This is a genomic window from Streptomyces sp. XH2, assembly GCF_049725035.1.
GTDB classification, from domain to species: Bacteria; Actinomycetota; Actinomycetes; order Streptomycetales; family Streptomycetaceae; genus Streptomyces; species Streptomyces roseoverticillatus.
Map to the genome: position 1 here is coordinate 198,053 of NZ_JBMMMZ010000013.1, position 12,379 is coordinate 210,431.

Sequence of the window (12,379 nt, forward strand, 5' to 3'; positions counted from 1 at the left end):
GCCTTCCCCCACCACCGCCGCCATGGCACCTGAGCACGTGGCCGGACAGAGAAGCCGTGCTGGCGGACCGGGAGAGGGCGCTGGACGCCCTCATAGGGAAGATGCTGTCGCCGGGCCGCCTGCTGCTGGGGTGGCTGCTGACGGTCGTGGTCATGCTGGGCTGGACGTTCGCGGTCCTGGGCCTGAAGTCCGCGACCGAGGGCGGGATCTCCTACGTCTACGCGGCGGCGTACCTGATCCTGGCGGCGGGGGCACTGGTCCCGGCACTGCTGGGCATCCGCGCGGGGCTCCGGACGGGGAAGGAAGCCCGGCGGCGGCTTCGCCTGTGGACGGCCCTGGACCGTGACGCGGTGCGTGACGCGGGCTTCGGGGCGGACGGCCGCGTGTGGTTCTGGCTGCTGATGTCACTGCTGCCGTGCGCGGGTGCGGTGGCGGCCGGGGCCGCGTTCGTCACGGAGGTCCTGACGGCGGCCGACGCCCCGAAGGACGGCTCGGCCCTGGCCTACGCGTGGGGCCTGACGGCGCCCTTGGCGGCAGCGGGCGCGTACGGCCTGGCCACCGCCCTGACCCACCGCCGCTGGTTCCGCTCCCTCAGCGGCGGGGCGCGCTGAGCCGCTCGGCGACGAGCACCAGCCAGCCGCTCGGGGAGTACGGTGCCGGGGGGTCCACCTCCATGCCGAGTTCGGCGACGGCGAGGGCGTAGTCGCCCTCGTCCAGGGGCAGGGCCAGCAGTTCCTGCAGCTCTCCGGCGAGACGCGCCACGAGGGCGGGGTCGGTGCTGTCGGCGTAGTCGTTGAGGGCGGCGTCGTGGTCCTCGAACTCCTCCGGCATGTCCTGCGAGTACCACCCGCCGAGGAACTGCGCGGTCTCCGGGAAGCGCGCGTGCCATTCCCAGTGGGTCTGCGGGGCGCCGGGCGGCGGCACGTCACCGGACTCGACGCTCTGCTTGAGGTGGGCCGCCACGGTGCGGAGCCACTCCTGGATCTCGGCGTCCTCCAGACCGACGTCCGGGATGGGGTAGAACTCGCCGAGGCGGAGGCGCAGCCGGCCGGGAGGGTTCTCGGCGTAGGCGCGCACCTGCTCCTCGGCGATGGGGATGGCCCAGGGGCGGGTGTGCCAGGTGTGGCGCAGGTAGGCGTCGAGGGCGGCACTCCTGTGCTCGGGGGTGTCGTCGGCGGCCTGCCCGAGATAAGCGCGGAGGACCTGATCCAGCTCGCCGTACTTGCGGTCGTGTTCGAGCGGCTTGAGGGACATGCGGACGTGGCCTCTACAGGTAGATCGGGAAGGTGGCGTGCACGGTGAAGCCGTGGGGACGCGAGGGGTCCCGCTTGAGGACCACGCGCGCGGCGCGCACGTCGACGGCCTCGCGCCCGGCGAGCATCATCGCCTGCAGCAGCACGCGCCCGACGGGCTCCTCACGCGAAGGCCAGGCCGCCTCGATGGCCAGCCGCTGCCGGGTGCCCTGCGCGAGCCACTGGTGGATGGCCTGTTCGTTGCGGGTCACGACTTGCTGGGTGCACCACTGGGCGGTCTGGCGGTCGGGATAGGTGGCGGCTCGGGTCCGCACGGCACTCCTTTGCTCGTTGCTGGTCGGGGGGTCAGGGCAGGGTGAGGGACTCGCCGGACGGGTGGTGCTCACGCATGTGATTGATGCATTCCTGGGCGAACATGGGCAGGAACTCCAGCCAGGGCATGTAGCCGCTTCCCATGTTGAGGCGGGTGAGGAACCTGTCGAGGGAGTCCTCGTCGGTGAAGAGGGTGAGGGCTTCGTAGCACTCGGCGACGACGCCCGGGAGCCTCCAGACGCAATGCGGATGCACGTCGTTGATCCACATGCGGACGCCTTCGTCCTCGGACGTGCCCTCCATCTCACCTTCGTAGGCGAGGCCGTCCTGGCCGAAGTAGATGGTCAGCACCTGCCGGAGGCGGGGAAAGCGGTAGCGCAGTTCGGACAGGCCGGGACGTGTGGTGAACATTTTTGTCTTGTGCCAGTTCTCCACGTACGTGGCGATGTCCCGCAGCGCAGCGGGCGTCCGCTCCCGGGTGACAGCCACGGGAATCCTTTTCAGGGCGTGCGGCATCTCCGCTTCGTCGCTCAGGTGCACGGCAAAGAGGTCGGCAGCCATCCGCAGCTGATGAGCGACTTCGTAGAGCGTCCTGCCGTTCCCCTCCCCGGCGACGTACAGGGCGCGAAGCATCGGCGCCAGACCGCGTTGCCACTCGGCCTCGTCGTCCGGCACCCCCTCGAGCTCGTACGCGGACAGCAGGGTCCGGGCTCCCTCAAACCTGAAGTACTCGATGTAGTCCATGGTGGTCAAAGGAACTCACCCTCCGTTCTTTTCGCTCTTGACAGGCATGGACGTCATGACGGTGAAAGGGGGATCCGTGTCCTTGTTGTAGAGGAGGTCAGCCCTGACTCCAGTGACATCCTCGGCCTTATCGGAGGGGAATTCTGAATTTTTCATCTCGTGCCTGTCGATGCTGCGGCCGCTCGTTCCGTAGGGGGTCGTGTCGACACCGATCTCCAGCTTCTTCGGGCGGTTGCTGTCATCCAGGGCGAGCCATTCCTTGATCTTGTCGGAATTTTTATCGATGGTGTACCGGGTCAGCTGCTGTGCCGATTCGATGTCGTGGAAGCTGGAGGCGTTTCCGATCTTCGGCTGGCCGTAGGGCCACTCCGTACCCGGTCGCGGCGGCTTCTTGAGGTCGTCCCGCAGCCGCTGCGCCAGCTGGTCGTCGTCGAGCCCCACGTGCTTGCTCAGCGTATGGGAGTTCTCCATCCACTCGGTGTCCGCGAGGTCGACGCGAAAGACGCCGCGGTCCGTGTCGCCCGGCTGGGTCCACGTGTGCGTGTTCTTGAACTCCGTGAGAGAGCGCGCGCCGAAACCCTCGGCCCGGGCCTCCTCGGCCCGGAAGGAGGGGGCGCTGAGGTGGGCCTCGTCCAGCGCGGGCATCAGACCGTCGAGGGTCTTGGAGATGCCGTGGACGGTCTCGTTGTACGTGTCGACGGCCGCGTTCACGCCGTCGTAGTCCATGTGCTTGCGGAAGGACAGGACGGCCTTCGCCGTCAGGTCGACGGCCAGTGTCGGTGGGGTGAGCTTGAGCAGGTCGTCCCACGACGGCGTGAAGAAATCTTTGATCATGTCCTTGACCATGGCCTTGCCCGCCTTGATGGCCGCCGCTTCCGAGACGTCCGTCAGCTTGGTCGCGGCGTCCACCAGGTCCGTGCACGCCTTCGCCACGGCCTTGGCCGTGTCGTCGAGGACCGTGAGGATCGGACGGCGGTCCTTCGGGTCGAGGCCGGGGTTGGTGCGCCAGTCGTGGCCCTGGCCGTAGCGGGTGCCGCCCCAGGCCGTGGTCCCCCAGATGCTCTGGCAGAACATCCGCATCGCGCTCTGCCAGTCGTTGTTGTGGGTGTCCGTGATGGTGCCGATGTGCCCCGCGAAGGCGTCACCCGCCTTGAGGGCGGCCCGGCCGGCTTCCTTCCAGTGGCCGGCGATCTCCTTCAGTTCGTCCTCGAAGGCGTGCGCACCGGGCGTGACCTCGTACATCTTGCCGAGCCGGAGGGCCTTGTCGATGACCTCTTCGACGCAGTCGGCGAGGAAATCCGGGATGTGACCGATTCCGCGGATGATGGCGTTGTTGGAATCGGCGTTCGTGCCCCGCCATTTGAGATCGGGAACGGTTCCGTACTGCGGTTCCTTGTTGATGACGGCCGGAAGCTGTCTGCGCGGCGGCGGGCCGTACATCTTCTTGTTGCTGAACCAGTCCGCCGCCGTGTAGTTGTTCGCGGTCACCGTCAGGCCGACCGCCACGCCCCCGACGCTCACCACGCTCTTGGCCCAGACTTCGAGGAAGCGCTTCGCCACTTTCGCGTACGAGGCGGCGAACGCGTCCGGGCCGCTGCCGCGGCCGGCGAGCTGTGCTTTCCCGCCGAGCTTGTCCACGAGGTGCTTCGCACTGCCGTCGTAGGTGAACTGGTCGTCCCTGACCAGGAGCGAGGTGTAGTAGATGTGCTGGGGTTTGACGTCGAAGCCACCGCCGCTGTTGGGCGGGGGCGTCTTGAGCGCCTCGCGCTCCTTCTTGCGTTCGGCTTCGCTGGGGAGCTTGTCGGAGCCGTCGGCCATCAGGCTGCTCCCCAGCCGTTCAGGACCGCCTTGTGCGCGGCCGCGTAATTGATGTGCCCGGTGACGACCACCTCATGGAGCCAGCGCTGGGCACCCTCCATGTCCTGCATGGACCGGTCCCACTTGTCGAGGGTTTCGACGAACATGTCACGGGCTTCTCCTTCCCAGGTCAGCACGACCTTCTCGGTCCGCCCGTAAAGGTCCTCCAGCTTTTCGTTCAGGTCTTTGAGAACTGCCTCCAGCTCGCTCGACAGCTCGTGCATCTTGCTGAAGGTGACTGATATCGAGTCGTCTGCCGTCACTTTCTTCCCCCTATTGCCAGGCCCGGTCAGTACTGGTCGAGGGTGCTGCGCGGTGCGCCGCCCTGTGGCGGAGGGGTGGCATGAGCGGCGTCGAAGGGACCGCGTGCGTCGGTCATCGACTTCTGGATCCGCTGGAACCGGTGCAGGATCTCCAGATCCTGTTCACTGAAGCCGTCCCGGCTCAGCTCCACAGCCTCCTTGATGAGGACCAGTGCTTTCGCGATCCGTGCCGCGTCCTGGTTGACGCTCTTCTGCAGCTGCTTGTACGCGGAAGCGGCATCGCTCTGCCAGCCGGTGCCGACGGAACCGACCAGCTCGTTGAGATGCCTGATCTTCCGTTCGAGGTGCTTCACCATCGAGCCGAGATCGCGGACGAGATCCGACAGTTCCTTGTGTCCTGCGGCGAGCCTGTCGTTGCCCACGTTCCGTCACACCCTTCCCCCTGTGCCGAATGCCGCGCATCACCCACATCGGGCATGATCGCGCCACGATTGACTGACGCCTGGAGCGCCCGTCCGGTTCTGCCGGGGCTGCCGCTGCCTGACTTACTCTGGAGCTCCGGACGGCATGGCGGGGAGGAGCCGGGCATGGATTGGCTCTGGTGGGTGCTGATCTTCTTCGGTGTGGGCGGCTTCACCAAGGTCGCCGACACCGCCCGTATGGCCTTGCGCACCCGCCACGAGCGAAAGCTGGAGCTCCTGGAGACGGAGCGCGCCGAGCGAGCGGCCCTGGAGGCCGCCGCCAAGCCGCCCCAGCCCATATGCGGCTGCACGCACCATCTGGCCAAGCACGACAAGCAGGGCAAGTGCCACGAGTCGGTGGAGACTCCGGTCGCCTGGGACGCGGAGAAGAAGCCGACGTCGTACGAGCTGCGGCAGTGTAACTGCCAGCAGTACGTGGGGCCGCAGCCGCTGACGACGTTCTACGCGGAGGATCTGACGGATCTGGCGTGACGACCTGGTGGATCGGGGGCAGGCTGCGGGGGTCACCGGGGCTCGGCTTCCGGGGCCCCGGCGTCCGCAACGCGGCCCAGCTCCGCGACGGCGGTGTGGGCCGCGTCCGGGGACTCGGCCGCGGCGACCGCCGCGCGGAGGTCGTCCGGGGTGTGCCCGGACGGCTCCTCCGGCGCGGCGGCGCTCACACGAGCCTCCGCCTGCGGTTCGCCTCGATGACGCGGGAACGCAGGTAGACGCGGAGGGACGTCACCTCGGCCGCCTCGGCCGGGCAGTCCCATGCGTCGCCCCCGCCCGGCGGGCGCAGGTGCAGCAAATCACCTGTGGACGTGATGACTTGACCGACCTCGTCGGTCCGCGTGTCGATGACGTACGCCCCGAGAGGCGGAATTTCCTTGTTCACGCTACCTAGGGTTATGGGCCGTCGTTAGCCTCGGGAGAAACCTTCGTGGTACGAGGCGCGTGGGTACCGTTGATCTTCACGGGAGGGTGGGGCGCGGTGACGAGTATGGGCTCTCAACCGCCGATGACCTGGCGACTTTGCGGAAACCAGGCGAAGCTCTGGCGGACGCGGGCGGGGGTCACGCGGGAGGAGTTGGCACGGGAGGCCAACTATGAGTTCGAGACCGTGAAATCGATGGAACAGGGTCGGCGGAGGCCGACGGAGCGGTTCCTGCGAGTGACCGACGAAATGTGCGGAGCGCACGGCCACTTGATTGCCATGCTGGACTATCTGGGCCCGGAGCCGGTGGTGAACCGGGGAGAGGACTTCTTTCGGTACGAGGCGGAGGCGATCTCACACAGCTCGTACGAGCCGATGCTCGTCCCGGGGCTGCTGCAGACCGAGGAGACGGTGCGGACGCTGCTCAACATGGCGTGGCCGCCGCAGGACGACGAGGTGATCGAGGAGCGGGTCGCGGTGCGGCTGGGACGCCAACCTCTGCTGGACAAGAGGTCCGTGGCGTTCGTCTTCGTGATCGGTGAGCTGCCCCTGCGCCACCCTGTCGGCAGCATGGACGCCCACAAGCGTCAGCTGAGGCACTTGCTGGAAGCCGGGCAGTGGCGCAACGTGGTGATTCAGGTGATGCCTGCCGAGCGTTGCCCCGTCGCCGATTCCTTCGTGGTTCTGGAGCTGCCCAGCAGGCAGCGCATCGCCTACCAGGAATCCAACGGTGTGGGTTCGCTGGACGCGGATCTCGAGAGGGTGAGCATCTTCGCTCAGCGCCATGCCGAGGTGGGCCGGTTGGCCATGGACCCCAGTGAGTCGACACGTTTCATCGAGAAGCTACTGGAGGAGCTGTGAGTGGTATAGGTGGCTGGCGGAAGTCCAGCTACTCCGACGTTGCTGGCAATAACTGCGTTGAAGTGGGGGCGGCAGGGGGCACCGTGCGGGTTCGGGACTCCAAGCGAATGCGCGGCGCCCAACTGTGCTTCCCCGCAAGCGCGTGGGCGGCCTTCGTGGCGTACGCGTGCGCTTCGGGATCCGGGCGCCGAGTTCCGAGCTCTCTTTCCATGGAATGGGTGGGGAGATAACCCACCCACCCTCCCTCCGCGCGTATCGCGCGAGGGAGGGGCCAACCGCCCCGCATACCACACGAGTTCACTTTCGGCGACCGGGTTGCGACGAACCGTCACGGCCCTCTAGCGTTCGCAGCAACAAATCGGCCCCGGCAGGTGCGCCAACACCTATCCGGGGCCTGACCATCAAGATCGAGTGATAGGCAGCGATCTCATGGCTGAGGCCAACTCTAGCGCCGACGCGTGTGCCGTAACCGCCCACCCTCAGGCCAAGCCCGGCTACGGCAAACGAAGCGCCCCCGACCAGCACTGCCGCACCGCCAAAGACTTCGCGCACCTCCCGCCCCGGGAGGCGTCGATCGCCGCATTCATCGACCGCCTGCCCGAAGGCGCGGCCATGGATGCGAAAACCCTTGCGGCTCACCTTCCCTCGTACGGCCAGGCGGCCTGCCTCACCGCGCTCCGGCGCCTGTCGGCCGCGGGCCATCTCCGCAGGGTGAGGGAGCGGATCAAGGATGACGGCGGCAGCACGCACTGGGTGACGCGTACGTACTTCTCGCGCACGGCGCGGGACGACGTCTGGTGGGCGGACCTCCACGCGGGCAACGTGCCCAAGCCGCCAGGTCAACCGCAGTCGTCGTCGCAACCGGCGGCAAAACCGTCCCGCTCGCAGGCGTACGAGGCGCTCGCGCTGGCCGGCCGCATGGACCCGCGCATGACGCTGTCCGCCAAGGACTGCGCCGCGCTGGAGCCCCTCGCAGAGGAATGGCTGGCGAGGGGCTCGACCCCGGCGCACGTCGCGCGGGAACTCACCGCCGGCCTGCCGCCGGAGGTCCACCACGGGGCGGCGCTGGCGCGCCGTCGCCTGCAGGACAAGCTCCCGCCGGAGCGGCCGACGCAGCCGCCGCCGGGGCGGACCCTCCGCATCCTGGAGTGCACCGTCTGCCGCCTTCCGGGCCGCCCGGAGGCCCTCCCGGGCGGCCTCTGCCGCGACTGCCGCGGCGAACCGGCCCCGTACGTCCCCCAGGCCATTCCGCCGACGGAAATCCAGCGCCGAGCCGATGCCATCCGCGTAAACCTCCGCACCCTCGAAAGGAGCACCAGGTGAGTGTTCAGGAGCTGCCTCACGTCATAGAGGCACCATGGAGGGGAGGAGGCGACGCCATGACCCCTACGCACGCCCGTCGGCCGCAGATGCTCGTCGAGGACTTCGAGCAGATTGCCCGTTCGGCGCCGGAAACCGTGACGCTGGAACTCATCAACGGGAAGCTGGAGGTCAAGCCTGTGCCGGACGGGGATCACGGGGAGATCTATATGTGGCTGCTTGAGCAGTGCATGCAGCAGCGACCCGACCTGCGGCTCTACCCGGACCGGGGCCTGAAGACCGAGAGCTACCGCCAGGGGCGCGCGCGGCCCGACGGTGCCCTTGCGCCACGAAGGCACTTCGCCGGTTGCGGAGAGTGGGCCGATCCCGCCGCCGTTCTGATGACGGTCGAGATCACGTCGTACGACTCGGACACCGATCTGCGTGACCGCAAAGAGAAGCGCGACGGCTACGCGGGAGCGGGCATCCCGATCTACCTTCTTGTCGACCGCGACGACTCGGCTGTCGTCGTCTACAGCGAGCCGCGCGACGGCAAATACCGGACTCACAGGTCGTATCCCTACGGGGACGTGGTCAAGATCCCCGACCCTGTAGGGGTCACGCTGGAGACAGAAGAGCTCAAGGGCTTTGCCAACTGACCCGGCCGGGGGCCGCCGTCGGCCCCCGGAGCGCATTCCCCGGCACCGGCACCGGCACCGCCGCCTGCGAAGGCACCCCGCATTCGGCCACGAGCGCCCGCAACTCCTCCGCCGCGCCTGCCCGCTGGTCCGGCGGAAGGCCCTCCAGGAGCGTCTCGATGCGGTCCTGCCAGACGGCCTCCTGGCGGTCCCGTATCCGTATGACCTCCCCGGACGCCGCCGCGGCCTCCAGCGCGACCGCCGTGCGGTCGAGCCGCTCCAGCTCCACGCGTTCGCGCGCCTCGTCGCCGCGGCCGAACCAGCGGGCGACCCGCCGCCGGAGCTCGCTCCACGCGTCCGTACCCGCCGACCGCACGACCGCCGTGCCGCCCGCCGCGGCCACCGCCGCCAGTGCCTCGCTCAGCATCCTGCCCCGCCCCTCGCCGCAGCCCGCCCCGTGCCCGGACGCGACGCACGCTAGCGCCGAACCGGCCACCGCAACGCCCGTTCAGCAGGAAATACGACCGATCGCCGACTAACCGCCGAGCTCAGTCGGATTCGCGCGCGAGTTCGAGCGCGAGGGTCTGCAGGATCTCCTCCGTCGGTGCTTCGGGCGCGGTCTCGTCGTACGCGTCCGCGACCGCCTCGAAGGCCAGCATCAAGCCGCTGATCAGCGCGCTCATCGGATCGGAGAGCTGGTTCAGCACGGCGAGCCCGACCTCTCGCGCCTCCGCGCCGACCGGCACCATGAACTCGTCGGGGATGACCTCGCCGAGCAGGCTGGAGACGTAGTCCGTCCCGACGCCGCCGCGCAGGGCGGTGAGCGCCGCGATGGCCTTGAGCTTGATCTCGTTCTCGGTCATGGGGCGAGCGTAGGAGTTAAAGCCGTGTCAGCCGCTGACCGTGAACGTGGTGTTCGCCGTTGTCGCTGATGCGGGGTCAAGCCCGGGCGGGGTGCCCCAGCAGCATGCTGGGGGAACCGTTGACGCGCGTGAGTACGATCAGACAAGAGTTCACCCCTTCGAGTTTCAGCTTCTTGCGGAGCTCCTCCGGCTCGATCGCCGAGCCGCGCTTCTTCACGGTCACGACCCCCACCTTCCGCTCCCGCAGCAGCGCCTTCAGCTTCTTCAGGTTGAAGGGCAGCACGTCGGTGATCTCGTACGCCGACGCGTAGTCCGTGGCCCGCAGCTCGTCGCTCGTCACGTACGCGATGGTCTCGTCGATCAGGCCGCTGTCGCCCAGCTCCGCCGCCACGTCCGCCACCAGGTGCGCGCGGATCACCGCGCCGTCCGGCTCGTACAGATACCGCCCGACCGGCCGTACCGCCGGGTCGGGAAGTCCCGCCCCCACCAGCGAGTGCCCGCCCGGGAGCAGGGTGGCCCGGCGCGCGCCCGGGGCCGTGCCGAACCACAGCACGGCCTCCTTCACGTCGCCGCCGTCCGAGATCCACTCGGCCTCCGCGTCGTCCGGGACGGCCTCGTGCGGCACCCCGGGGGCGATCTTGAGCGCCGCGTGCGGAGCCTTCCGCGCCGCTTCGATCGCCCACGACAGCGGCGGGGAGTACGCCTCGGGGTCGAAGATGCGGCCGCGGCCGCCCCGCCGCGCCGGGTCGACGAACACCGCGTCGTAGCCCGAGGTGTCCACGTCGGCCACGTCCGCGCAGCGCACCTCGATGAGATCCGCCAGCCCCAGCGCCTGCGCGTTCGCGCGCGCGACCTCGCAGGTCAGCGGGTCGCGGTCGACGGCGAGGACGCGGATGCCCAGCCGGGCCAGCGCGATCGCGTCGCCGCCGATGCCGCAGCACAGGTCCGCGACCGAGCCGATGCCGAGCGCGGCGAAGCGGGCCGCGCGGTAGTCCGCCACGGAGCGGCGCGTCGACTGCTCCACGCCGTTGGGCGTGAAGAACATCCGGTACGCGTCCTCCGCGCCGAACTTCGCCACCGCCCGCTGCCGCAGCCGGGCCATGCCGAGCGCCGCCGAGACGAGCTCCGCGGGGTGGTCGCGGCGCAGCCGGGTCGCCGTGGCCAGCTCCTTGGCGGGGTCGTGGTCGCGCAGCTCGGCGAGCAGGCCCCGGCCCTCCTCCGTGAGGAGGGCGGTGAAGGCGGTGACGGCCGCGGTTGCGTTCGGTTCGTTCTGTGCTGGCACCCGGCCATTCTTGCCCAGCCCACTGACAGGCCGCCGCCGCTGCCCATCTCGAACGCATGCACAACAATCGGAGGTGTGAGCTCCTCTATATCCGGCCCGCGACCCGCCCGCACATCCGCCCGTGCTGTCGTCGCCGGCGCGCTCCTGCTGCCTCTCCTCCTCGCCGGCTGCTCCGGTTCGTCCGGCGGGAACGGCGGGAATGGCGGCAAGAAGGCGTCCGGCGCTCCCTCTCCCCGTACGGAATCGACGGCCCCGGCCTCGCCCTCGGCCGCCCCCGACGCCGCCGCCTACCGCCGCTGGGGCCTCGACAAGCCCCTCGCCGCGCCCCCGGCCCCGCCCTCCGCCAAGCTGACGGACGCAACGAAGCCCGGCGCCGCGCCGAAGGTCATCCGGCGCGTTCCCACCAGCGACAAGGTCGTCTTCCTGACCTTCGACGACGGTGCGGAGAAGGACCCGGAGTTCGTGAAGATGGCCAAGGACCTCAAGCTGCCCTTCACGATGTTCCTCACCGACGACATCGCCCGTGCGGGGACCGGCTACGGCTACTTCGAGCAACTGCGCGGCGAGGGGAACCGCAACACCATCAACAACCACACCCTCTCCCACCCCAACCTGCGCACCCTCTCCGCCGACGCCCAGCGCCGCGAGATCTGCGGGCAGCAGGATGTCCTGGAGAAGCGGTACGGCGGCAAGCCGCCCCTGTTCCGTCCGCCCTACGGCAATTACAACGACGCCACCCTCGCCGCGGCCGGCGGCTGCGGGGTCAAGGCGCTGCTGCTGTGGGAGGTGACGATGCAGATCAACGACATGCGCTACGCGGAGGGCGACAAACTGCGTCCCGGCGACATCGTCCTCGCCCACTTCCGCGGGCCCTCGGAGCTCAAGGGCACGACGATGACCAAGATGGTCGCCAACATGCTGCGCAGCATCGAGCGGCAGGGGTTCACCGTGGCGCGTCTGGAGGATTACGTATAGCCGCGCGCGGGTAGCGGCACGCGGGAAGAACGGGAAGATCCGCGTGCCGGCGCTCCGGCGGCTCGTGCCCGCGATCCCCGTACCCGCACGGGTCGCGGTCCCGTACCCGCACGGGTGAACTGCGAGCTCGCCGCACGGCGAATTGGCACTCCGCTTGACCGAGTGCTAACCGCGTCATAGTCTCGGCTCCGTTGGCACTCTCCACCCGGGAGTGCCAAACACAGCGACGGGCAGAATCCGGCACCCGCGACGACGGATCCTCCTGGTCGCCACCTCAGACAGATAACCCCGTGAATCTCCGAAGGGGGAGGTCGGATCGTGACGACCGCCAGCTCCAAGGTTGCCATCAAGCCGCTCGAGGACCGCATCGTGGTCCAGCCGCTCGACGCCGAGCAGACCACGGCCTCTGGCCTGGTCATCCCGGACACCGCCAAGGAGAAGCCCCAGGAGGGCGTCGTCCTGGCCGTGGGCCCGGGCCGCTTCGAGGACGGTCAGCGTCTTCCGCTCGACGTGAACGTCGGCGACGTCGTGCTCTACAGCAAGTACGGCGGCACCGAGGTGAAGTACAACGGTGACGAGTACCTCGTCCTCTCGGCTCGCGACGTGCTCGCGATCATCGAGAAGTAATTCACCCCGT

Annotated in this window: 19 protein-coding genes; 8 read left to right on the top strand and 11 right to left on the bottom strand. The window is 68.9% G+C overall.

From position 1 onward, the window contains the following. Window positions 1-56: 56 nt before the first annotated feature. Window positions 57-611, top strand: coding sequence for a hypothetical protein (locus tag ACOTKD_RS26465; RefSeq protein WP_424891484.1), 555 nt, complete (start codon window positions 57-59; stop codon window positions 609-611). On the opposite strand, the gene ACOTKD_RS26470 is transcribed toward ACOTKD_RS26465, so the two are convergent. From ACOTKD_RS26470 to ACOTKD_RS26495, 6 genes are read right to left on the bottom strand one after another with little or no spacing between them, the layout of a single operon-like run. Continuing rightward, entirely contained in the window at window positions 592-1,254 is a 663-nt protein-coding gene (locus ACOTKD_RS26470) for a contact-dependent growth inhibition system immunity protein (RefSeq protein ID WP_424891485.1), read from the bottom strand. The two genes, ACOTKD_RS26465 and ACOTKD_RS26470, sit on opposite strands and share 20 nt — an antisense overlap. A gap of 13 nt (window positions 1,255-1,267) precedes the next feature. After that, window positions 1,268-1,567, bottom strand: a complete 300-nt coding sequence (locus tag ACOTKD_RS26475; protein WP_424891486.1) for an RNase A-like domain-containing protein — start codon at window positions 1,565-1,567, stop codon at window positions 1,268-1,270. A gap of 31 nt (window positions 1,568-1,598) precedes the next feature. Then, entirely contained in the window at window positions 1,599-2,318 is a 720-nt protein-coding gene (locus ACOTKD_RS26480; protein WP_424891487.1) for a hypothetical protein, read from the bottom strand. A 6-nt stretch (window positions 2,319-2,324) separates the two neighbouring features. After that, window positions 2,325-4,127: an RNase A-like domain-containing protein gene (locus ACOTKD_RS26485; RefSeq protein WP_424891488.1), complete on the bottom strand. Its 1,803-nt coding sequence runs from the start codon at window positions 4,125-4,127 to the stop codon at window positions 2,325-2,327. Continuing rightward, window positions 4,127-4,429, bottom strand: coding sequence for a WXG100 family type VII secretion target (locus ACOTKD_RS26490; RefSeq protein WP_424891489.1), 303 nt, complete (start codon window positions 4,427-4,429; stop codon window positions 4,127-4,129). The genes ACOTKD_RS26485 and ACOTKD_RS26490 overlap by 1 nt, the downstream gene beginning before the upstream one ends. A 26-nt stretch (window positions 4,430-4,455) precedes the next feature. Continuing rightward, the gene (locus ACOTKD_RS26495; protein WP_424891490.1) at window positions 4,456-4,851 is read right to left on the bottom strand and encodes a WXG100 family type VII secretion target; all 396 of its coding nucleotides are present in this window, start codon (window positions 4,849-4,851) and stop codon (window positions 4,456-4,458) included. A gap of 165 nt (window positions 4,852-5,016) precedes the next feature. Here ACOTKD_RS26495 and ACOTKD_RS26500 point away from each other — a divergent pair, with 165 nt between their 5' ends. After that, complete coding sequence (locus ACOTKD_RS26500) at window positions 5,017-5,382, top strand: hypothetical protein (RefSeq protein WP_424891491.1); 366 nt, start codon at window positions 5,017-5,019, stop codon at window positions 5,380-5,382. A gap of 32 nt (window positions 5,383-5,414) precedes the next feature. Here the strand turns inward: ACOTKD_RS26500 and ACOTKD_RS26505 are convergent, their stop codons facing one another. Together ACOTKD_RS26505 and ACOTKD_RS26510 are read right to left on the bottom strand one after the other, a co-directional pair. Continuing rightward, window positions 5,415-5,570: a hypothetical protein gene (locus ACOTKD_RS26505; protein WP_424891492.1), complete on the bottom strand. Its 156-nt coding sequence runs from the start codon at window positions 5,568-5,570 to the stop codon at window positions 5,415-5,417. After that, window positions 5,567-5,785 carry a hypothetical protein gene (locus tag ACOTKD_RS26510; RefSeq protein ID WP_424891493.1) on the bottom strand — a complete coding sequence of 73 codons (219 nt, stop codon included), beginning with the start codon at window positions 5,783-5,785 and terminating at the stop codon, window positions 5,567-5,569. Before ACOTKD_RS26510 ends, ACOTKD_RS26505 begins: the two co-directional genes overlap by 4 nt. A 123-nt stretch (window positions 5,786-5,908) precedes the next feature. Between ACOTKD_RS26510 and ACOTKD_RS26515 the strand changes: the two genes are divergently transcribed. From ACOTKD_RS26515 to ACOTKD_RS26530, 4 genes are all read left to right on the top strand, one after another. Then, window positions 5,909-6,685 (top strand): helix-turn-helix domain-containing protein, encoded by a 777-nt coding sequence (locus ACOTKD_RS26515; protein ID WP_424891494.1) that lies wholly within the window; start codon window positions 5,909-5,911, stop codon window positions 6,683-6,685. Then, window positions 6,682-6,915, top strand: coding sequence for a DUF397 domain-containing protein (locus ACOTKD_RS26520; RefSeq protein ID WP_424891495.1), 234 nt, complete (start codon window positions 6,682-6,684; stop codon window positions 6,913-6,915). The genes ACOTKD_RS26515 and ACOTKD_RS26520 overlap by 4 nt, the downstream gene beginning before the upstream one ends. Window positions 6,916-7,114: 199 nt before the next feature. Beyond that, a complete protein-coding gene (locus ACOTKD_RS26525; RefSeq protein ID WP_424891496.1) occupies window positions 7,115-8,008 on the top strand; it encodes a hypothetical protein in 894 nt (297 codons plus the stop codon). A 56-nt stretch (window positions 8,009-8,064) separates the two neighbouring features. Then, on the top strand, window positions 8,065-8,643 hold the full coding sequence (locus tag ACOTKD_RS26530; RefSeq protein WP_424891497.1) for a Uma2 family endonuclease: 579 nt from the start codon (window positions 8,065-8,067) through the stop codon (window positions 8,641-8,643). Here the strand turns inward: ACOTKD_RS26530 and ACOTKD_RS26535 are convergent. The 3 genes from ACOTKD_RS26535 to ACOTKD_RS26545 form a co-directional block, all read right to left on the bottom strand. Beyond that, window positions 8,624-9,049, bottom strand: a complete 426-nt coding sequence (locus ACOTKD_RS26535) for a hypothetical protein (protein ID WP_424891498.1) — start codon at window positions 9,047-9,049, stop codon at window positions 8,624-8,626. The genes ACOTKD_RS26530 and ACOTKD_RS26535 overlap by 20 nt on opposite strands. A 121-nt stretch (window positions 9,050-9,170) precedes the next feature. Beyond that, window positions 9,171-9,485 (bottom strand): hypothetical protein, encoded by a 315-nt coding sequence (locus tag ACOTKD_RS26540; protein WP_302861688.1) that lies wholly within the window; start codon window positions 9,483-9,485, stop codon window positions 9,171-9,173. A gap of 76 nt (window positions 9,486-9,561) precedes the next feature. Next, window positions 9,562-10,767, bottom strand: a complete 1,206-nt coding sequence (locus tag ACOTKD_RS26545; protein ID WP_424891499.1) for a class I SAM-dependent methyltransferase — start codon at window positions 10,765-10,767, stop codon at window positions 9,562-9,564. Between the two features lie 75 nt (window positions 10,768-10,842). Between ACOTKD_RS26545 and ACOTKD_RS26550 the strand changes: the two genes are divergently transcribed. Both ACOTKD_RS26550 and groES read left to right on the top strand, forming a co-directional pair. Then, the gene (locus ACOTKD_RS26550) at window positions 10,843-11,742 is read left to right on the top strand and encodes a polysaccharide deacetylase family protein (protein WP_424891500.1); all 900 of its coding nucleotides are present in this window, start codon (window positions 10,843-10,845) and stop codon (window positions 11,740-11,742) included. A 318-nt stretch (window positions 11,743-12,060) separates the two neighbouring features. Then, complete coding sequence (gene groES / locus ACOTKD_RS26555; protein WP_106681245.1) at window positions 12,061-12,369, top strand: co-chaperone GroES; 309 nt, start codon at window positions 12,061-12,063, stop codon at window positions 12,367-12,369. Window positions 12,370-12,379 lie beyond the last annotated feature (10 nt).

Coding starts and splice junctions, on each gene's coding strand:
- ACOTKD_RS26485 (WP_424891488.1), bottom strand. CDS start 4,127: ATGGCCGACGGCTCCGACAAGCTCCCCAGCGAAGCCGAACGCAAGAAG.
- ACOTKD_RS26535 (WP_424891498.1), bottom strand. CDS start 9,049: ATGCTGAGCGAGGCACTGGCGGCGGTGGCCGCGGCGGGCGGCACGGCG.
- ACOTKD_RS26500 (WP_424891491.1), top strand. CDS start 5,017: ATGGATTGGCTCTGGTGGGTGCTGATCTTCTTCGGTGTGGGCGGCTTC.
- ACOTKD_RS26515 (WP_424891494.1), top strand. CDS start 5,909: ATGACCTGGCGACTTTGCGGAAACCAGGCGAAGCTCTGGCGGACGCGG.
- ACOTKD_RS26470 (WP_424891485.1), bottom strand. CDS start 1,254: ATGTCCCTCAAGCCGCTCGAACACGACCGCAAGTACGGCGAGCTGGAT.
- ACOTKD_RS26525 (WP_424891496.1), top strand. CDS start 7,115: ATGGCTGAGGCCAACTCTAGCGCCGACGCGTGTGCCGTAACCGCCCAC.
- ACOTKD_RS26530 (WP_424891497.1), top strand. CDS start 8,065: ATGACCCCTACGCACGCCCGTCGGCCGCAGATGCTCGTCGAGGACTTC.
- ACOTKD_RS26540 (WP_302861688.1), bottom strand. CDS start 9,485: ATGACCGAGAACGAGATCAAGCTCAAGGCCATCGCGGCGCTCACCGCC.